We start from the raw sequence: 19,803 nt of genomic DNA on the forward strand, positions 1-19,803 counted from the left end.
TGTCGCGGGGGAGCGGCGGTGGCGGCTGCGGCCAGCCAGCGTACGCGTGTGCGGGAACGGAAGATCGGCCGGGGCCCGACATATCGGTGCCCGGACCGCGGAGGGTCCGGGCACCGGGGTTCTCCGGCGGGGATCAGGCGGCCACGGCCGTGCGCTGACTCCGCCTCTCCTCCCCGGAATCGCCGCCGGAGCCGCGCGAGCCGCGCGCCCCGAACAGCTGGTCCAGGGCGAAAGCCCCTGGTCCGGTGAAGACGATCAGCAGGAACGCCCAGCAGAACATGGCCGCGGGTTCGCCGTTGTTCTCTATGGGGAAGAGGCCATCGCCCTGGTGCACGTTGAAGTACGCGTACGCCATGGAGCCGGAGGCCACCAGCGCGGCCACCCGGGTGCCGAGGCCGAGCAGTACGAGGGCCCCGGCCACGAGCTGGATGACGGCGGCGTACCAGCCCGGCCAGACGCCGGTGGAGACGGTGTCCTTGGCGAAGTACCCGAACAGCGAAGCGGCGCCGTGACAGGCGAAGAGGAGCCCGACGACCACCCGAAAGAGGCCGAGTGCGTAGGGCTGGGCGCGATTGAGGCGTGTGTACATGGGGGGTTGTACTCCTTCGATCATTGGTCTGGACCGATGAGAAGTTCCTGCCTCAGGTTAAGGACGCCTAATCAATGCTTGCAAGTTCAACATTCGGCGGAGGGTCAATTCGCGTCGTGTATCCGGGGTGCGGTATGTCCGTTGTCCGCAGGATGGCACGTGCCACCGCGTCGGAGTCCGAGAGCATCACCGAGTCGACCCCGGGGCGCGCTCCCGCCGCCGTCACCCAGTGGACTCCTTCCGTGGGCACCCCGAGCGCGAACCTCCGCGGGTGGGCTTCCCCCCGACGGTCTACCAGGCGATATGGACGGCGCGTTACATCCAGTCCACCGGTTTCGTAACCACCGACCTGGTGCGGCCGGCACTGACCGGTCTTCAGGAGCCGCGAGAGCAGCGGATCGCAACTGCGCCTGAGATCCGGTTCCGGAAGCCGGGCTTCCACGAGCGTCGTCGCGTGGATCAGCGACCCCGGAACGTCGGGGGACTCGGCGGTGAACCCGCCGTCCGCCGTCCGTACGGTCGTCCGCGGGCCGATCACATCCAGCACTCCCGCCTCGATCAGGGCCGCCATCTCCTCGATTCGGCGGCGCGGCGGCCCGATGGAGAGAAAAGCGTTCAAAGGCGTGTACCAGCGGTCGAGATGGTCGCGCCGGGAGGTGCCGGGGAGGCCGGCGTGGTCGACGATCTGCCGTACTTCATTGCGGAGATCACGCAGCACGTCCAGGGCCGCCTTGACCGGGCCCGTGACATTGCCGAGCGCGGCCTGGGCCGCGTCCTCGCGAAGATGGGCGAGGAGCCAGGCGCGGTGATCGGCCGGATCGCGGAAGGACACCCCGTCGTACGGGCGCGAGATCCGGTCCCAGGACCAGCGGTCGGCGGGCGCGATCCCCGCCTCGTCGAGGACGGCGGCCTCCTGCGGGCTGCCGTGGGGCGCGGCGAGGAATCGTTCGAGCACGCGTTCCCACGAGTCCGCCGTCCAGTCTGCCGACGACGGCGACGGCGATGCTGATGGCGACGGCGACCGCTGTGCCGTCGGGCGGGAGCCGGAGCCGTCCTCGCGGGAGGCCACGCGGAGAGTCGCCTCGTAGAAGACCGCCTCCACCTCCTTGGCGACCAGCGGCCATATCTCCTTGAGGAAGTCCGGCGGGTCGCCCTCGTCCGCGCGTTTGCGGAACACCGCGATCACATCCGGGGTCAGCAGCAGCGGGCGGTGCCGGCCGGAGGGCCCCTTCGCGTTGTCCCCGCGTGCCTGGTACGGGATGCCGCGCCGCGACCCCGCGTAGAGCTGCGGTTCGCGCCCTGACGGGTGGTATACGAGAACGCCGTCCGTATCGCGGGTGAACAGACCGCCCCTGCCCGCCGTCAGCAGCGCCATGTGGTCGAAGAAGTTCAGCCCGAGTCCGCGCAGCAGAACGGGTTCGCCGGGGGCGATCGCCGAGAGATCGACATCGGCGGGGTTCGCGGGCAGCAGATAGCGGAGCCGGTGACGGACCGCGTACTCCGCGAGGGCCGCCTGGGTCTGGCCGGAAACCACCGGTAGATGGCCCTGCGCGAGCACGACGGCGCTGAGGCCGGAAATCGTCGTGCCATCGTCGAGAAAGAGCGTCTGCGTGGGGCGGTGCGCGGTGGAGCTACCGGGTGTTTGGGGTGAACCGGTTGAGGTGGGTGGGGCTGACGCGTCTGGAGCGGTCCTGTCGGTGTCGTCATCGAGCCGGATCGCACGGGCCCGGTGAACGACAACCGTCACGCTCTCCGGCGCGTTCTCTACCGTTCTGTGGAAGGCCCATTCCAGATACCGGCCATACGCGGCACGGCTCGGATAGTCGTCGGGTCCGAGCCGCTCGTCCGACCGGGTCGTGGCCCACTCGTACAGGCTCGGCCCCGGGCGTATCGGCCCCTCGCACTCGACGCTGTCGTCGGTGAAGACGGTCACCTGAGAGGCGACGGTGTTCATCAGCAACTCGGCGGGCTGGTCGGTGCGCCAGACGAGACCCGCGCCCGGGGGCGCGGGGTCGATGAGATGCACGGTGAGGGGGACGTCCGGGGCGAGTTCGGGTACGGACGCGCAGAGTCTTTCGAGGACCGAGGTGCCACGGGGGCCGGCGCCGACGACTGCGAGAGAGCGGGGCAGGGGCTGCCGTACATCGCACAAAGCTGTGACTCCCGGGGCGGGTGAGGTGCTGGAAGCGATTAGTCCGCTCATCATGCCGCTCGTGCATGGCGAGTTCGAACCCTTGGGTGAAGGATCACGCCGTGTGGGAATGATCACGGCAACGTTGTCAGGCGCATGGAACCGACGTCGGAAGGGCCGTCAGGAGCGCCGTCAGGGCGTCAGAGACCTTTCCTGAATGGTCACCAGCTGCGAGCCGGGCGTCCGGCCGGCCTCCGGGGCGCGCCCGTGCTCGCGGGCCTGTTCCAGCCGTAGATCGGCGGAACGGCCGTGCAGCGTCAGGGTCATCAGCTGGTTACCGAACCAGGGGCCGCCCGTTTTGCGCCAGTTGACGGACGAACGGACAACCCGTCCATGCCGGACCAGCGCATGTCCCAGCCGCCGGGCCGGCCCGCTCCAGCCGAAGCGGAAGCCCAGCTTCAGGTAGCCGGGGATGGAGTTGTGCACGGGCGAGCAGGTCAGCTGCGCGACCCGCGCGTCCGGGCCGCCGCCCGCCGTCCAGGAGGGCTCGGCCACATACGCGTGGTGCACATCACCGGACAGGACGCACACCGTCGCCGGGGCGTCGGGGCCGCTGCCCGCCTCCGCGATCAGCGCCGTCAGCTCCTCGAAGGAGTCGGGGAAGGCGGCCCAGTGCTCCAGATCGGCCGCCCTGCGCAGCCGTTCGCCGAACCGCGCCCAGCGGGGGCCGCGTTCGCCGCCGCAGAGGGCGGAGTCCCAGGACTCCACGTCATGGATGAAGGGCGGCAGCAGCCAGGGCAGTGAGGTGCCGATCAGAAGATGGTCGTACGGTCCACGCGTGCCCGCGCCGTCGGCGTGTCCACTGTCGGCGCCGTCCGCGCCGCTGTTCTCCGCGCCGCTGTTCTCCGGGCTCCGGCCGTCCAGTACCTGTTCGCGTACCCAGCGCGCCTCGGCCTCGTCCAGCATCGCGCGGTCCCGCTCCGCCAGCACCCGGGCGGCGCGGGAGTCGACCATCAGGAGCCGCGTACGCCCGAAGTCGCGCCGGTAACTCCAGCGCGCGCACGCCGGATCACGGTCGGCCTCGGCGGCGAAGCGCCGCAGCAGCTCCGTGCCGTCGGGTTCGGCGCGTACCGCCGCGTAGAGCTTGTCCGCCGCCAGCTCGGCGGGGGAGAGGTTGCCCAGGTGCTGGTAGACCCAGTACGACATCAGGCCGCCGAGCACTCGCTCCTGCCACCAGGGCTTCTCCCGCATGTCGGCCAGCCAGGCGGCGCTGGTGTTCCAGTCGTCGATCAGATCGTGGTCGTCGAAGATCATGCAACTGGGGACGGTGGAGAGCAGCCACCGTACGGCGGGGTCGCTCCAGGACTCGTCGTAGAGGTGGGTGTACTCCTCGTAGTCCGCGACCTCCGGGCCCGGCGGCTCGCTCAGATCGCGGCGCTTGGCCAGCCGCCGCCGGGTCGCCTTCGACGTCTCGTCCGCGTACACCTGATCGCCCAGGAGCAGCAGGACGTCCGGGCGCGCGGCGGCGGGATCGCCCGCGATACGTGTGGCCAGGGCGTCGAGGGCGTCCGGACCGATCGGGTCGGGCTCGTCGTGCGGCGGTGACGCCCAGCGGCAGGAGCCGAAGGACACCCGCAGTTCGGCGGCGGGCACGACCGGCGTACGGATCGTGCTCGGCGGGAACCGGGAGTCCTCGGGCGGCCAGACACGGTGGTCGTCGAGCAGCACCTCGTACGGGGTGTCGGTGCCGGGGGTGAGTCCGGTCACCGGGATCAGCGCGTAGTGGTGACCGGCGATGTGGAACGTACGCGAGGTGCCGTACGCGCCGTCACCGCAGCGGACCTCCGCCGTGGCGGGCCGGTCGGCCTCGACCCAGACGGTCGCGGTGCCGCGGCCGTCCCCGTCGACGTACCGCAGCAGTGGTCCCAGGCGCAGCCGGGTCATAGAAAGCCTCCTCCGTCGCCCCCGTACGGTACGGAACGACCGTACGGAGTCGACGGGAGGGACCGTGGGACCGGGGAAGTGGTTGCTCAGCAGCCGTTCAGGGTGCTCTGGAGCGCGCTCTTCTCGGCGGAGTCGACCTTCAGGTTGTAGTAGTACTTCACCTGCACCCAGGCGCGGACGTAGGTGCACTTGTAAGCGGTGCGCGACGGCATCCACTTCGCCGGGTCCTGGTCGCCCTTGGACTGGTTCACGTTGTCCGTGACGGCGATGAGCTGCGGGCGGGTCAGGTCGTTGGCGAAGGCCTGGCGCTGCGCCGTGCTCCAGCTGTTCGCGCCCGACTTCCACGCCTCGGAGAGCGGCACCATGTGGTCGATGTCCACATCGGACGCGGCGCTCCAGGTGGCACCGTCGTACTCGGAGTACCAGGTGCCGCTGACGGCGGCACAGCTGGAGTCCTGCTGGACGTTGGAACCGTCGCGCTTGAGCACGACCTCACGGGTGTTGCAGGCGCCGGACTGGGTGATCCAGTGCGGGAACAGGTCACGGCTGTAACCGCTGGAGGAACCTTCCGCCTGAACGGTCAGCTGGCTGAGGTAGCTGCGTGCCGTGGCGGCGCTGACGGGGGTGGGCATGGCGGCCTGCGCCGTGGGCGCGGTCAGCAGGGTGGTGGCGGTCGCGATGGCGGCCGTGGCGGCGAGGACGCCGGCACGGGACATTCGACGCGCGTAGACACCGGACATGTGAACTCCCTTGGAGTGGGGGGACCTGACGGGGCCGTGCGGGGTGGTGCGTGTGGAGCCGTGGGGGGCTGGGCCGTGCGGCACCTGGGGTCGTCTGGACGGGACCGTGCGGGGCCGTGGGCCCGGCCGCCATCGTGGTTGCGGTGGGTTTCCGGGAGGTGGGCTTCAGGTAACAGGGTGACGACATGAGCACGTCACATCAAGGGGGTAAGCGGAATCGGCTCTTCCTGAGGGGTGGGCAATTGTGTTCTATCCGGGCGATGTTGGTGAGATCGGCGTGGAGCGTTACGCGGGAGCGCGCCCCGGTGCGCGGGGCGTGCGGAGCGTACGAGCGGCATAGGGTGGACCCGTGCTGCTGCGGGTCGATATCACGTTCGGGGTCGTACTCGGCGCGCTGCTGATCGTGGCCGTGGCGGTGGCCGCGCTCGCCCAGCTGGGCAGGGCCCGCGAGATCGCCGTCGCGGGGGTCAGGGCCGCGGTCCAACTCGGCGTGGTCTCGCTGGTGATCGGGTGGGTGGTCGGCGCCGTACCGCCGCTGCTCGGCTTCGTCGCCCTCATGTACGCCGTCGCCGTACGGACCGCCGGCCGCCGGATCACCGGCAACAGGACCTGGTGGTGGGCGGCCGTACCGATCGGAGCGGGGGTGGCGCCCGTGATGACCGCGCTGCTGCTCACGGGGGTCGTGCCGGCCAAGGGCATCGCGGTCATCCCCATCACCGGCATCCTCATCGGCGGCGCGCTCACCGCGACGGTGCTGGGCGGCCGGCGGGCGCTCGACGAACTGCACGCGCGACGCGGAGAGGTCGAGGCGGGGCTCGCCCTCGGGCTGCTGGACCGTGACGCGCGAATGGAGGTGGCGCGGCCGGCCGCGGCGGACGCGCTGCTGCCGGGGCTGGATCAGACGCGGACGGTGGGGCTCGTGACGCTGCCGGGCGCGTTCGTGGGCATGCTGCTGGGCGGCGCGTCACCGGTACTGGCGGGTGCGGTCCAGCTGTTCGTTCTGGTGGCGCTGATGGCGGTACAGGCGGTGGCGGTGAGCGTGGTGCTCGAACTGGTGGCGCGGGGGCGGCTGCACCGGGGGGAGTGAGTGCCGGGTGCCGCGCCCCGCGGTCGGTCCGACGCCGCCGGACGGCCGGCGGGGCCGGGGGATCAGCCGAAGCGCAGCGCGATCTCGCCCGTCGGCAGCGCTTCCACCCGCAGTTGGGTGAGGTCGTCGACATGCGCGTCCGGGGACATCGCCTTCGCTCGCGGGCCCACGCCCACCACGCGCATGCCCGCCGCCCGTGCCGCCTCGATGCCGGCCTCGGAGTCCTCGAAGACCACGCAGTCCTCCGGCGCGAAGCCCAGGGTCGCCGCGCCCAGGAGGAAGCCCTCCGGGTGGGGCTTGCTGGCGGTGACGTTCTCGGCCGTGACGCGGATGCTGGGCATGGGGAGGGCCGCCGCCGTCATCCGGGCGTCGGACAGCGCGACATCCGCCGAGGTGACCAGGGCGTGCGGGAGTTCGGCGATGGCGGACATGAAGGCCGGGGCGCCGGGGATCGGGACGACGCCCTCCGTGTCCGCGGTCTCCTGCGCGAGCATGACGCGGTTGTCGGCGTAGTTCTGCTCCATGGGGCGGTCCGGGAGCAGGACGGCCATCGTGGCGTACCCCTGGCGGCCGTGGACCACCTTGAGGACTTCCTCGGGGTCCAGGCCGTGTTCGCTCGCCCAGAGGCGCCAGCAGCGCTCCACGGAGGCGTCGGAGTTGACGAGGGTGCCGTCCATGTCGAGCAGGAGGGCACGGGCGGTCAGGACGGACGTCGTGGTGGAAGCGGTGGCCGTCATCGGCGGACTCCAGAGCGCGGAAGCGAGAACGAACGAGACAAGCGAGGGAGCGGGGCGAGCAGGGCGAGCGGAACACGTGGGGCGAGCGAACCAAGTGGCTCCGCCCGTCGGTCAGGGTGAACGGGCGGAACCACTTTGTTTCGTCATTATACAAAGCGGGTCAGTGGCGGCGACCGGCACCCCGGGTGTCGGCCTCCAGGGCCCGCCGGGTACGCGGTCCGTAGACGCCCCGAGGATCATCGTCAATCTGTTTGTACGACTGATATAGCCCGACGGCACCCGCAACGCGGTCGTCGTACCGGCCGTCGGGGCTGCCGTGGAAGAGCCGGATCTCCGCCAGTCGCCACTGAAGCTCCATGACCTCGGGTCCGGAGTCGCCCGGCCCGAGCGAGTCGTCCGCCGGCGCGCTGTCGCGCTCCCGCGTCGGCTCGCTCATGGTCTGCGGGGCGGAGGGCGCCGGTGTCTTCGCCTCGACCGACCGTGACGCACTCGGGGTCGGGGTGGGGGTCGGAGTCGGGCCGGGAGGCGGTGGGGGCGCGGCGGCCGACGGTGTCGCCGACGAGATCGGGGTGGGGGTGACCGCCGTCGCAGAGGTGTCCCGCGGATCCATCGACGGCAGCCAGGTGTGCGCCGGGTCGGGCCGTGCCCGTACCTCACCGGCGTCCTGCGAGAGGACCTTCCCGGCGAACGCCACCGTGCCGATCACCGCCACCGCCGCGGCGCCGATCGCCATCGCCCGGTACGGCTTGCGCCGGACGGGCGGCGGCGCCGGATGATCGCCGTCACCGGCCGGGGGCGGCGATCCGGCGTGAGCGCCCGTCGGTGCGGGCGCCGCGAGCGGCGGCAGCGGGCCCGCAGTACGGAACGACCGCGGCGCCTCGGCCCCCGTGCCGAGCGTCACGTACGGCCGTATCCGCAGGGGATCGAAGTCCTCGGCCGCCGCGATCTCGGCCGCCCGCCCTGTCGCGTTCCGCGCCGCCCCCTCCGCCGGCGTCCTCTCGGATCGCCCGCCGAGTTCCCCGCAGTCGCAGCCGGGTCTGTCTTCCGCGGTGCGCGGCGTACCGCAGTCGGGACAGAGCTGTCCGGTCAACGTGGGTCCCCTCCCCTTGAACTGCCGCCGATTATGCAGCCCGTATCCGAACGGAGTGCGACGTCCGGGCGTCCCGGCGGGTCCTCGGTGCGCGAGGGGCGCGGGAGGGGCGCGTGAGAGGTGTGCGAGGAGGCGGGTGCCTCGTACACCACAACGTGACAGAACGGTGCGAAGCGGACAGGATGGAGATCCGGCGAACCCGAGGAGATGACCCATGTTCCAGAAGGAGATACCCCCATGGCTCAGGACGTGACCGCCCCTGCCCCGAGCCGGGCCCCGGGCGAGGACCAGAACCCGCGCGGGGTTCTCGTGGCCATCGGCGCCCTGTTGCTCGGACTGCTGCTGGCCTCGCTCGACCAGACCATCGTCTCCACCGCGCTGCCGACCATCGTCAGTGACCTCGGGGGTCTGGAGCATCTGTCCTGGGTCGTCACCGCCTATCTGCTGGCCTCGACCGCCGCCACCCCCCTCTGGGGCAAACTCGGTGACCAGTACGGACGCAAGAAGCTCTTCCAGATCGCGATCGTCATCTTCCTCATCGGGTCCGCGCTCTGCGGCATCGCCCAGAACATGCCTCAGCTCATCGGCTTCCGCGCGCTCCAGGGACTGGGCGGCGGCGGGCTGATCGTGCTGTCGATGGCGATCGTCGGCGATCTCGTCCCCCCGCGCGAACGCGGCAAGTACCAGGGCCTGTTCGGGGCCGTCTTCGGTGCGAGCAGCGTCCTCGGCCCGCTGCTCGGCGGCTTCTTCACGGAGTCCCTCAGCTGGCGCTGGGTCTTCTACATCAATCTGCCCGTCGGTGTTGTCGCGCTGCTCGTGATCGCCGCCGTCCTGCATATCCCGGTACACGGGACCAAGCACACCATCGACTATCTCGGCACCTTCCTGATCGCGTCCGTCGCCATCTGCCTCGTGCTCGTCGCCTCGCTCGGCGGTACGACCTGGGCCTGGGACTCGCCCGAGATCATCGGACTCGCGGCCCTCGGGCTGCTGCTCCTCGCCCTCTTCGTACGGGTCGAGCGGCGCGCGGCCGAACCCGTACTGCCGCTACGGCTCTTCCGGCTCAGGACCTTCACGCTGGTCGCGCTCATCAGCTTCATCGTCGGCTTCGCGATGTTCGGCGCGATGACCTATCTGCCGACGTTCCTCCAGGTGGTGCAGGGCGTGAGCCCCACCCTGTCCGGGGTGCATCTGCTGCCCATGGTGCTCGGGCTGCTGATCACCTCCACCCTCTCCGGGCAGATCGTCAGCCGTACCGGCCGCTGGAAGGTCTTCCCCGTCCTCGGCACCGGCGTCACCGCCCTCGGACTGCTGCTGCTCCACCAGCTCACCCAGTTCACCGGTACCTGGGTGATGAGCGCCTATCTCTTCGTCTTCGGCGCCGGGCTCGGACTGGTCATGCAGATCCTGGTGCTGGCCGTCCAGAACTCCGTCAGCTATCAGGACCTGGGCGTCGCCACCTCGGGCGCCACCTTCTTCCGCTCCATCGGCGCCTCCTTCGGCGTCGCCGTCTTCGGCACGATCTTCAGCAATCTGCTCCATGGCAAGATCAGCGCCGTGCTGGCCGGCAAGACGCTGCCGCCGGGCGTGGCGCCCGCCGACATCTCGGCCGACCCCCATGCCATCACCCGGCTGCCGCCCGCGCTGCGGCCCCCCGTTCTGAACGCGTTCTCGACCTCCATCACCGATGTCTTCCTGTACGCCGCGCCGGTGGTGCTCCTCGCCTTCCTCGTCTCGTGGTTCCTCAAGGAGGACAGGCTGCGCGGCTCGGTGACCGCCCCGGAGATCACCGAGACCCTGGCGTCCAACCCGGTCGAGCGCTCCTCGCGCGACGAGTGCGCCCGCGCGCTGTCGCTCCTCGGCACTCGCGAGGGCCGTCGGCAGGTCTACGAGACGATGAACGCCAAGGCGGGGTACGACCTGCTGCCTGCGGCCAGTTGGCTGCTGCTGCGCATCAGACGCCATGGCTCGGTCGAACCCGCCCTGCTCGCGGACGTCACGCCCGTACCGCTCAGGACCATCACCGACGCGTCCCGGCAGCTGGAGGTGCGCGGGCTGGCGCGTCGCGAGGGGCTGGGGCTGACGCTCAGTGACCGGGGTGCGGAGATGGCCGAGGCGCTGGCGAAGGCGCGCGAGGATTCCCTGGCGGAGTTGCTGGGGGACTGGTGGGGGCCCGATCGGCCGACGGATCTGGTGCGGCTGGTGCGCGAGCTGACCAGCGAGCTGTGCGGCTCCGACAGCGATCGGCCGCGCGTACCGGGGCCGCCCAGGGACCACGCCGCCTGACCGCAGGTGAGGGACGGCCCGCGGCCTCCGGTCCTTCCCGGGGGCACGCGGGCTCAGCGGCACCCGGGCTCGGCGGTCCGGCGGCTCGGCGGTCCGGCGGCTCGGGGGTCCGGCCCGGTCAGGCGAGTACGTGGGCGAGCGCGAAGCCGTCGTACCCCTTGGAACCCACCGTCTGCACCGCGGTCGCCGACAGCCGCGGGTGCTCCGCCATCAGCTCGATCGCGCGCCGCGTGCCCTGTACGGAGGCGTCGGTGCTGTCCGCGTCGGCGACCGCCCCGTTCCGTACGACGTTGTCGACGATGATGACGCTGCCCGGACGCGTGAGCTTCAGCGCCCACTCCACATAGTGCGGATTGTTCCGCTTGTCCGCGTCGATGAAGACGAGATCGAAGGGGCCCGCGTCCTCGGCCAGGAGAACGGGCAGCGTCTCCAGCGCGGGCCCCGTCCTGACCTCGGTGATCTTGTCGAGCCCCGCGTGGACCAGATTGGCGCGGGCCACCTCGGCGTGGCGGGGGTCGTACTCCAGCGAGATCAGCTTCCCGTCCTCCGGCAGCGCACGGGCCAGCCAGATGGTGCTGTAGCCGCCGAGCGTGCCGATTTCGAGGACCGTGCGCGCGCCCTGGATACGGGCCAGCAACTGGAGCAACTTGCCCTGGTTGGGGGCGACGCCGATGGCGGGCAGGCCGGCCGCGTCGCTCGCGGCGAGGGCGGCCGAGAGCGCTTCGTCTCCGGGGGCGAGCTGATCGGTGAAGTAGCGGTCGACGGCGTTCCACTGCTCCTGGGACATGAGGGCCTTTCGTCGGTGCGGGACGTGATGGCGTTACCGGACGCGGATTCATTGTGCGCCGTCGGCCTGTCTCGTTGTCCTCTCGTTGTCCGCGCAAGTCCGGAAATCATGGGCGTCAGGACAAAACATGGATGACAGTCAGGCGAAGAGGGGGTTGCCTGAGTCTTCCCGACAGGGCAGTGCGAGGCTCTATGCCCCAAGGACGGCGTTATCGGACGGAGGGTCGGCGCGGCGTGGTGAATGCGGAGCACAGCGTGCACGGCGGTGCGGCGGCGGGTACGGCGGGGACCGGTTTCGGCCGGGTCCGCGCGGTTCTCTGGCTGGTCGCCGCCGTGCTGGCGGTGAGACAGGCGGCGGCGGTGCTCCGGCATCCGCCCGGTGAACGGCTGACCGATCTGGAGACCTGGATCGGTGAGAACGGCGTGCTGCATGTGACGGGCTCGCTGTACGACACCGGGAGGTTCACCGGGACACCGTTCGCCGGCCTCGTACTCAAACCGCTGGCACGCTCGGCGGAACAGACGCTCGGGATCGCGTGGACCTTCGGGACGCTCCTGCTGGTCGTCGCCCTCGGACTCGTCGCCGCCCGTGCTCTTCCCGGCCGGGTGTCGCGCCGTACCGGACTGCTGGCCGCGCCGGTCGCGATCAGTCTGCTGATGCTGTCGCTGCCCGTGCGCAACAGCTTCTCGCTCGGCCAGACCAGCATCATTCCCGTCCTGTTGGTGCTGCTCGGCTGCTTCGTCGCCCGCGGCGAACGCGGCTCCGGTGCGCTGATAGGTATCGGCGCGGCGCTCCAGCCCGCCGTGCTGCTCTTCGTACCGCTGCTCTGGCTGACGGGCCGCAAGCGGGCCGCCGTGACGACGACCGGGGTCTTCGCCGCGAGTACGGCGGTGGCGTGGCTCGCGATGCCCGGCGACTCCTGGGCGTACTGGGTGCACCATGTGGCGGGCGCTGGCCTCGGTGAGCGCCCCGACAGTCTCGCCAACCAGTCCCTGCACGGCGCGCTGCTCAGGCTCGGCCTGACGGGGCCCCTGGAAGTGGTGCTGTTCATCGCGCTGGCCGCGGTCGTCGTCCTCCTGGGGCTGCGGCGCGCGGTCCGTTACGCGCGTGACGGGCAACTGCTGCTCGCCGTCGCGCTGACCGGCTGTGTCGCGATCGCCGTCTCGCCGACCGCCTGGCAGCACCAGCTGCTGTGGGTGCTGCTGGCACTGGTCGGCCGGGTCGGCGTACAGGCCCGGGACCGGCTGGTGTGGCCGGCGGTCGTGGTGCTGGTGATGACACTGCCGGGGACGATGCTCCTGCCGAACGTGGGGGTGCTCGTGCCCCTGCGGGAGAACGCCCCACTCGTCGCGGCGCTGGCGGCGGCCTGCGCGGTGCCGTTCCTGTCGCGCACCGCGCGGTACTTCGAGGAGCCCGTCCCGACCGAGTACGCGCGCCCCGTGCCCGCGCGCTGGGGCCGGATACCGCTGGTGCCGTTCTGGAGGCGGCTGTTCAGCCGGCCGAACCTACTGCTCGAAGTGCTCGCGATCCGGGTCGGTTTCTCCGTCTACACCCAGATCCGGCTCGCCGCGACGGGCGGTCGCGAGGCCGCCGAGGAGCACGGCCGGCAGATCCACTCGATCGAGCGGGCGCTCGGGATCGACATCGAGCTCTGGTTCAACCACGCGGTCGTGAACGCGAAGTGGGCCGAGAGCTTCTTCAACTTCTACTACTCGTCGTTCCACTTCCTGGTGCCGCTGGCGATCCTCGGTGTGCTCTACGCGCGCCGCCCGGCGGACTACCGCTGGGCGCGCTCCTCGCTCGCCTTCGCCACGGTGCTCGCGCTGGTCGGCTTCTGGCTCTACCCGCTGGCGCCGCCGCGGCTGATGCCGGGCCTCGGCTTCATCGACACCGCGCACGGCCCGCAGGATCTCACCAACCCGGACTACGGGGCGCTGACCGCCCTCACCAACCAGTACGCGGCGATGCCGTCGCTGCACTTCGGCTGGTCGCTGTGGTGCGGTGTGGTGATCGTCGTCCTGGCACCCAAGGCGTGGATGAAGCTGCTCGGGGTGCTCCACCCGCTCTTCACGGTGTGCGCGATCGTCGCCACCGCCAACCACTGGGTGCTCGACGCGGTGGGCGGCGCGGCGGTGGTGGGGGCCGGCTTCGGGCTGACCTATCTGCTGGCGGGACCGCGGCGGCTGGAGCCACGGGCGGCGGCGCTCGGGAAGGCCGATCCGTTCCCGGAGGGGAAGGGGCTCGCCGGTACGGGCGGTACGGGCGGTACGGGCGGTACGGGCGGTACGGGCGGTACGGGCGACAGCGCGGAGCGTACGCCGACGGGCTGAGCGCCGGGCCGGGCCCCGCACGCCGGGCAGGACTCCGCACACCGGGCTGGACCCCGCACACCGGGCCGGGCCCCGGCCCACACCCGCGGGGCCCCGGCCTACACCCGGGCCTTCGCCCCGGCCTCCGGCTCCTCGAACCGCGCCTCCGCCTCGAACGCCGCCCGGCGCGTCGCCCTCCGCAGCGCCTTGAGCACGGTCGCGCCGATCGTCAGGGTCAGGGCGACCGTCAGCGCCGCCCGGCCCAGGTCCCAGCCGAACGACGTCGCCGCGCAGTACGCCAGGAAGCGCACCAGATTGTCGTGGACCGGATCGCCCGGATGGAAGGAGATCCCGGAGGAGAGCCCGCCGATATAGGTCCACCCCTGGAGGTTCATGACCGTGCCGTACGCGAACGCCGCGCACGCCCCGTACACCGCCAGCATCAGCAGCTCGCCGCGGCCCCGCAGCCGGCCGGGGCCGGGCAGCAGCCCCGCGCCCATCGTGAACCAGCCCATCGCCAGCATCTGGAACGGCATCCACGGCCCGACCCCGCCCGTCAGCAGCGCGGACGCGAACATCGTGACCGAGCCGAGTACGAAACCGAACCCCGGCCCCAGGACCCGGCCGCTCACCACCATCAGGAAGAACATCGGCTCAAGTCCCGCCGTACCGGCCCCCAGTGGCCGCAGCGCCGCCCCGACGGCGGCCAGCACCCCCAGCATCGCCACCGCCTTCGCGTCCAGCCCGGAATCGGCGATCGTCGCGACGACGACGCCCACGAGGAGCGGGAGCAGCGCGGCGAAGAGCCAGGGCGCGTCCTGGGAATGCGCGAGTCCGGACGCGGAGTCGGCGAGCAGCGGCCAGCCGAAGGCGACCACCCCGATCGCACCGATGAGGGCGAGGGCGCAGACCGCGCGAGGACCGAGCCGCACGGCGCGCGCCCGGGGGACCGGTGCCGTCATTCCGTCCCCTCCGGTTCGTGTGCCGGCGCCGGCGCGGTCGCCAGCGCCGTACGGATCTGACTCACCGTCAGCCACTCCTGGGGGGCCATGACCTTTGTCACCTGCGGCGCGAAGGCCGGCGAGGAGACCACCACCCGGGGCGTCGGGCCGTCCGCCACGATCTCGCCGTCGGCCAGGATCACCACCCGGTGCGCCAGCTCCGCGGCCAGCTCCACATCGTGGGTCGCCAGGACGATCGCGTGCCCCTCGGCCGCCAGCGCGCGCAGCACCCCGACGAGACGGGCCTTCGCCGCGTAGTCCAGGCCGCGTGTCGGCTCGTCGAGAAGGAGCAGCGGCGGCCGTCCGGTCAGGATGACGGCGAGGGCCAGCGCCAGCCGCTGCCCCTCGGACAGATCGCGCGGATGCGTGGCGTCCGCCACCTCCGGCAGCAGTTCATGGACCAGCGCACGGCAACTCCCGTCCACCGCGCCCGCGTCGCTGTCCGCCGCCGCGCACTCGGCGGCGACCGTGTCGGCGTACAGCAGATCGCGCGGCTCCTGCGGTACGAGACCGACGTGCCGGATCAGCTCCCCCGGCGGCGTACGGTGCGGGGCACGGTCGCCGACGAGGACGGAGCCGGCGGCCGGCGCGACCATCCCGACCAGGGTGGAGAGAAGTGTGGACTTGCCCGCGCCGTTACGGCCCATCAGCGCGATGGTCTCGCCCGGCGTGACGGTCAGCGACACGGCGCGCAGCGCCTCGGTCCGGCCGCGCCGTACCCCGAGGCCGGTGACCACGGCGAGCGGCCCTGTGCGGTCGGGGGCGGCGTCCCGCGCCGTCGTCGCGCGGCGGCGCAGGAGTCTGCCGAGCGGGGTACGGGCGGCCGTCGCCGCCGGGGCCGCGACCGTTCCCGTGCCTTCCACCGGCTCCGGCCGCAGGTCCGCCAGCCGTTCGCGCAGCCCCGCCGCCCGCCGCCGCGCGTCCCGTACGGACAGGGGCAGCGGCTCCCAGCCGGTCAGCCGGCCCAGCGCCACCACCGGTGGATACACCGGCGACACGGCCATGATCCGCTCCGGGTCCCCGACCACCGGGGGCAGTCCTGGGCCGGGCAGCAGGATGACCTGGTCCGCGTACTGCACCACCCGTTCGAGCCGGTGCTCGGCGAGCAGGACCGTCGTACCGAGGTCATGCACCAGCCGTTGCAGCACGGCGAGGACCTCCTCGGCCGCCGCCGGGTCGAGCGCCGAGGTCGGTTCGTCGAGCACCAGCACCCTGGGGTGCGGAGTCAGTACGGAACCGATCGCGACCCGCTGCCGCTGCCCGCCCGAGAGCGTGGCGATCGGCCGGTCGCGCAGCTCGGCCAGGCCCAGCAGATCGAGCGTCTCCTCGACGCGGCGCCGCATCACATCGGGCGCCAGGCCCAGCGACTCCATGCCGTACGCCAGCTCGTCCTCGACGGTGTCGGTGACGAAGTGCGCCAGTGGGTCCTGGCCCACCGTGCCGACGAGATCGGCGAGTTCGCGCGGCTTGTGGGTACGGGTGTCCCGGCCGCCGACGGTCACCCGGCCGCGCAGCAGACCGCCGGTGAAGTGCGGTACGAGACCGGACACCGTCCCCAGCAATGTCGACTTGCCGACCCCGGAAGGGCCGACGAGCAGGACGAGTTCGCCCTCGGGCACGGTGAGATCGACCCCGTCGATCGCGGGCGCCGAGGCATCGCCGTACGTCACCGACACCTGCTCGAACCGGATCACGACGCCGTCTCTCTCTGTGTCTGTTCTCTCCGCGCGGGAAGGGCCGCTGGGGAGGGGGCGGGTACGGGCGCGACGAACGCGGGCAGCAGCCCGAGCAGCGCCCCCGCCGCGGGCCAGAGCGGCAGTACCGGAGCCACCAGCGGTACGACACCGGGGTGCAGCGCCGCGGGATCGACGGCGCCCGCCCGGATCATCAGCGCCGCGACGGCCGTGCCCGACCCCGCCACCAGCCAGGCGCGAAGGCCCCAGCGGTCGGGGCGGTAGCGGGTACGGACCGAGCGCCGGCCGCCGAGCCGCAGCCCGGCCAGCGCGGCGATCACCCCGGCGCCCAGCAGCGGCAGCCCATAGCCCGCGCCCTCGGCGGCGAGCAGGGCGTACGAACCGGCGCAGACGCCCAGCAGCCCGCCGAGCGTGAGCGCGGTGGTGGTGTGCCGTACGGCGCGCGGGACCTCGGCCGTACGTCCATAGCCACGGGCGTCCATCGAGGCCGCGACCGCCACCGAGCGCTCCAACGCGCCCTCCAGGACCGGCAGTCCGATCTGGAGCACCGCCCGGACCCCACCGGTGGGCCGGCCGCGCAGCCGCCGGGCGGTACGCAGCCGTCCGACATCGGCGACCATGTTCGGCGCGAAGGTCATGGCGACGACGACGGCGACCCCGGCCTCGTACAGCGCGCCCGGCAGCGACTTGAGCAGTCTGGCCGGGCTGGCGAGCGCGTTCGCCGCGCCCACACAGATCAGCAGCGTGGCCAGCTTCGCTCCGTCGTACAGCGCGAAGACCAGCTGTTCGGCCGTCACCCGGCCACCGACCCGTACCCCCGCGGCCCAGTCGGGCAGCGGTACTTCGGGCAGGGTGAGGAGGACGCGCTCGCCGGGGACCGGTGAGCCGAGGAAGACCGAGAACAGCAGCCTGATGACGATCACCGCCAGCCCCAGCTTGATGAACGCGCCGTAGGAACGGGCCCAGGGCGCGTCGGTACGGCGGGCCGCCACCACATAGCCCGCGACCCCGACCAGCAGCCCGAGCAGCAGCGGGTTGGTCGTACGGGACGCCGCCACGGCCAGCCCGAGCGCCCACAGCCACCACGCCCCGGCGTGCAGGGCGTTGGAGCGGTTCGCCTCGGGTGCGCGGAGGGTGGCGGCGCGGTCGACGGTGCGGCTCATCCGCGCCGGCGGCGGGCCTGCCAGAGACCGGCCCCCGCGAGGACGACCACGGCGGCGGCCCCGGCGAGGAGACCGGCCGACGGACCGCCGTCGCCTCCCCCGTCGCCCGCGCCCTCGCGCGTGCCGCCCGCCGCCGGTGTGGAGGCCCGCGCGGGCGTTCCGGAAGGCTCCGGCTCCGCCCCGCCGCCCGACACCCGCTCGCCGCACCCCGACGCCGGATAGCCGGAGATGGCGCAGAGCAGGGCCTCGCTGTTGTAGCGCAGCGGCTTCGCCACCGCCGCGAGCGCCTCCGCGCTGGTCGCGTCCTCGGCCACCCGGGCGCACTCCGCCCGGAGCGCGGGCGGCTTCTCCCCGCCCGGGGCGTCGGCGTCCGTACCGGAGTCGATGACGACGGCGATCCGCTTGAGGCCGTCCCGTGCGGGGGTGGCGCCGCACACCGCCGTGAAGTCCGGTGTCCCGCGCGGCCGGTCCGCGTCCCCGCTGTCCGCGCTCACCGCGAAACGGAAGCCGTTGACCGTACCGTCGGCGGGCCGTGCCGTGGCCGGGCCCTGGGTGGCGTACGTCCACTTCGTGCCGTCGCTCTCCCAGAACGACCAGTAGCGGTAACCGGCCGCCTGGGACGTCGGCGCCCCCGCGACGAGGGCGCCGACCGCGAGAACGAGGCAGGCGAAGGCGCGTAGAAGAGGAACGTGTAGAAGAGGAAGACGGGAACGAGTACGGATCACGGCCGGGCTGTCTTTCCGCGGATGCTGATCCGGAAGACGATGTAGCCGACCACGACCAGCCCCATCACGAAGAGCCACAGCACGGCGCGCCCGCCGTCGTCGACGCCCGTGCTCGCCGCGGCGGCCGGCGAGGCCGGTACGGCGACGGCCTTCGGCGCGGGCCCGGTCGCGTTCAGCCGCTCCACGAGGTCGATACCGCCGAAGTTGCGCGGATCCGTGTCCGTGGCATGGGCGGCCAGGATCAGCTGCGCGTAGGCGGCCGGGCCGTTCTCCTGCGCCCACGCCCCGCTGTTCTGCTTCAGCCACTCCAGCGCCCGGTTGGCCTGGTCCCCGTAGCCGGTGGCCGTCAGGGCGAGTACCGCTTCCGCCGTGTTCCCGATGTCGGGCAGCGGCGCGCTGTCGTCGGCGCCGGGCATCGGCGGCAGGTCGAGATGGCCGGTGGCCGCGAGCGCGGAGGCCAGATAGGCGGCGCCGTTGCGGGCCGCGCGCTCCGGCGCGAGATCCGCCGCCGGGACACACTCCGGCGCGGGGCCCGCCTTCACGGGACCGCTGACCAGCCGCTTGCCGACCCCGGCGAGGACGGCCGCCGCGGTGGCGTCGTCGTTGGCGGACAGCTTCCCGGACGGGTCGGGCTGGTACGCGAAGGCACCCGCGTCCGCGCCCGATTCGGTGGCGCACGGGATCGAGAGGCCCACCAGCGCGTCGTAGGCGTTCTTCCCCCCGGGAGACAGCACCGAGGTGGGGCGCACCCCGGCGGCGGTCAGCGCGCCGATCACCAGTGAGGTGGAGTTGGCGTCGCTCGGGGTGCCGGGGGTGTAGCTCCAGCCGCCGTCCTTGTTCTGCACGGACCGCAGCCAGGCGATCCCTTTGTCTATGGTCGGCCGCTGCTTGCCGAGCGTGGAGAGCGCCTGGACGGCCGCCGCCGTGGCGTTGGAGTCGACCGCGGTCTTCGTGTCGCACGGTGTGGCGGGGTCCGGACGGTACGCGGGGAACGCGCCGTTGGCGCACTGCTGCCCCTTCAGCCAGGCCACCGCCTGGTTCGCGGGCCGGACGCCCGCCGCGAACTGGCCCAGCATCGCCAGCGACTGCCGCCAGACCCCGTCGTACGTCGGGTCCTTCTCGCCGTACAGACCCGGCGGGATCTTGACCGGCGCGGGCTGGGCCGGGGAAGGCGCGGGGGCGGGGTCGACGGACGGGGACGAGCCGGGGGCGGCCGGCACATCGCCCCCCGCGACGGCGGCCGGAGCGAGCGCCACACAGAGCACGGCGGATGCGGCGAGCGCCGCTGCGCAGCGGCGGACGGTGGTCATGGCGGGCGGGGCCTCTCCTGCGGGGGCCGGGCGCGGGCACACCGGGCCGTGTCCGAGAAGTCCCGCCTCCCCGTGACGTCTGGCACACGCACTCGCCGCGGTGTCGGAGCGCCCCGGTACGGTCCCGTACGAGGGTGAACCTCCGCCGTGCGATCGCACGCGCCGGACGTCGCGGGGCCCGTCCTGCCGGACGGCGCTACTTCTCGGAAA

The 19,803-nt window shown here is 72.3% G+C and carries 16 protein-coding genes; 4 read left to right on the top strand and 12 right to left on the bottom strand.

Features of this window, described 5'->3' with window-relative positions:
• Nucleotides 1-133: 133 nt before the first annotated feature.
• From AB0M67_RS13375 to AB0M67_RS13390, 4 genes are all read right to left on the bottom strand, one after another.
• The gene (locus tag AB0M67_RS13375; RefSeq protein WP_365745456.1) at nt 134-589 is read right to left on the bottom strand and encodes a DoxX family protein; all 456 of its coding nucleotides are present in this window, start codon (nt 587-589) and stop codon (nt 134-136) included.
• A gap of 67 nt (nt 590-656) precedes the next feature.
• Nucleotides 657-2,792, bottom strand: coding sequence for an FAD/NAD(P)-binding protein (locus AB0M67_RS13380; protein ID WP_365745548.1), 2,136 nt, complete (start codon nt 2,790-2,792; stop codon nt 657-659).
• 120 nt (nt 2,793-2,912) lie between these two features.
• Complete coding sequence (locus AB0M67_RS13385) at nt 2,913-4,664, bottom strand: alkaline phosphatase D family protein (RefSeq protein ID WP_365745457.1); 1,752 nt, start codon at nt 4,662-4,664, stop codon at nt 2,913-2,915.
• Nucleotides 4,665-4,750: 86 nt separating this feature from the next.
• Nucleotides 4,751-5,404, bottom strand: coding sequence for an HNH endonuclease family protein (locus tag AB0M67_RS13390; RefSeq protein ID WP_365745458.1), 654 nt, complete (start codon nt 5,402-5,404; stop codon nt 4,751-4,753).
• 349 nt (nt 5,405-5,753) lie between these two features.
• On the opposite strand from AB0M67_RS13390, the gene AB0M67_RS13395 reads away from it, so the two are divergent.
• Nucleotides 5,754-6,491 (top strand): ABC transporter permease, encoded by a 738-nt coding sequence (locus tag AB0M67_RS13395; RefSeq protein WP_365745459.1) that lies wholly within the window; start codon nt 5,754-5,756, stop codon nt 6,489-6,491.
• A 62-nt stretch (nt 6,492-6,553) separates the two neighbouring features.
• On the opposite strand, the gene AB0M67_RS13400 is transcribed toward AB0M67_RS13395, so the two are convergent.
• Both AB0M67_RS13400 and AB0M67_RS13405 read right to left on the bottom strand, forming a co-directional pair.
• Complete coding sequence (locus tag AB0M67_RS13400; RefSeq protein ID WP_365745460.1) at nt 6,554-7,228, bottom strand: HAD-IA family hydrolase; 675 nt, start codon at nt 7,226-7,228, stop codon at nt 6,554-6,556.
• A 160-nt stretch (nt 7,229-7,388) separates the two neighbouring features.
• A complete protein-coding gene (locus tag AB0M67_RS13405) occupies nt 7,389-7,664 on the bottom strand; it encodes a peptidoglycan-binding domain-containing protein (protein ID WP_365745461.1) in 276 nt (91 codons plus the stop codon).
• Here AB0M67_RS13405 and AB0M67_RS13410 point away from each other — a divergent pair.
• Both AB0M67_RS13410 and AB0M67_RS13415 read left to right on the top strand, forming a co-directional pair.
• Nucleotides 7,585-8,004 (top strand): hypothetical protein, encoded by a 420-nt coding sequence (locus tag AB0M67_RS13410; protein WP_365745562.1) that lies wholly within the window; start codon nt 7,585-7,587, stop codon nt 8,002-8,004. The two genes, AB0M67_RS13405 and AB0M67_RS13410, sit on opposite strands and share 80 nt — an antisense overlap.
• A gap of 551 nt (nt 8,005-8,555) precedes the next feature.
• Nucleotides 8,556-10,604 (top strand): MFS transporter, encoded by a 2,049-nt coding sequence (locus tag AB0M67_RS13415; protein WP_365745462.1) that lies wholly within the window; start codon nt 8,556-8,558, stop codon nt 10,602-10,604.
• A gap of 118 nt (nt 10,605-10,722) precedes the next feature.
• On the opposite strand, the gene AB0M67_RS13420 is transcribed toward AB0M67_RS13415, so the two are convergent.
• Nucleotides 10,723-11,391 carry an O-methyltransferase gene (locus tag AB0M67_RS13420; protein ID WP_365745463.1) on the bottom strand — a complete coding sequence of 223 codons (669 nt, stop codon included), beginning with the start codon at nt 11,389-11,391 and terminating at the stop codon, nt 10,723-10,725.
• Nucleotides 11,392-11,624: 233 nt separating this feature from the next.
• Here AB0M67_RS13420 and AB0M67_RS13425 point away from each other — a divergent pair, with 233 nt between their 5' ends.
• Nucleotides 11,625-13,721, top strand: a complete 2,097-nt coding sequence (locus AB0M67_RS13425; RefSeq protein ID WP_365745464.1) for a bifunctional glycosyltransferase 87/phosphatase PAP2 family protein — start codon at nt 11,625-11,627, stop codon at nt 13,719-13,721.
• A gap of 98 nt (nt 13,722-13,819) precedes the next feature.
• On the opposite strand, the gene AB0M67_RS13430 is transcribed toward AB0M67_RS13425, so the two are convergent.
• Genes AB0M67_RS13430 through AB0M67_RS13450 form a run of 5 tightly spaced genes read right to left on the bottom strand, consistent with a single transcriptional unit; the run spans nt 13,820 to nt 19,593 of the window.
• Nucleotides 13,820-14,662, bottom strand: a complete 843-nt coding sequence (locus tag AB0M67_RS13430; RefSeq protein ID WP_365745465.1) for an ECF transporter S component — start codon at nt 14,660-14,662, stop codon at nt 13,820-13,822.
• Nucleotides 14,659-16,395 (bottom strand): ATP-binding cassette domain-containing protein, encoded by a 1,737-nt coding sequence (locus AB0M67_RS13435; RefSeq protein ID WP_365745466.1) that lies wholly within the window; start codon nt 16,393-16,395, stop codon nt 14,659-14,661. Before AB0M67_RS13435 ends, AB0M67_RS13430 begins: the two co-directional genes overlap by 4 nt.
• Nucleotides 16,392-17,558 carry an energy-coupling factor transporter transmembrane protein EcfT gene (locus AB0M67_RS13440; protein WP_365745467.1) on the bottom strand — a complete coding sequence of 389 codons (1,167 nt, stop codon included), beginning with the start codon at nt 17,556-17,558 and terminating at the stop codon, nt 16,392-16,394. Before AB0M67_RS13440 ends, AB0M67_RS13435 begins: the two co-directional genes overlap by 4 nt.
• Nucleotides 17,555-18,283 (bottom strand): SCO2322 family protein, encoded by a 729-nt coding sequence (locus tag AB0M67_RS13445; RefSeq protein WP_365745468.1) that lies wholly within the window; start codon nt 18,281-18,283, stop codon nt 17,555-17,557. Before AB0M67_RS13445 ends, AB0M67_RS13440 begins: the two co-directional genes overlap by 4 nt.
• Nucleotides 18,280-19,593 carry a prenyltransferase/squalene oxidase repeat-containing protein gene (locus tag AB0M67_RS13450; protein WP_365745469.1) on the bottom strand — a complete coding sequence of 438 codons (1,314 nt, stop codon included), beginning with the start codon at nt 19,591-19,593 and terminating at the stop codon, nt 18,280-18,282. The genes AB0M67_RS13445 and AB0M67_RS13450 overlap by 4 nt, the downstream gene beginning before the upstream one ends.
• Nucleotides 19,594-19,803: the final 210 nt, after the last annotated feature.

The organism is Streptomyces sp. NPDC051662, assembly GCF_040681655.1.
Taxonomy (GTDB): Bacteria; Actinomycetota; Actinomycetes; order Streptomycetales; family Streptomycetaceae; genus Streptomyces.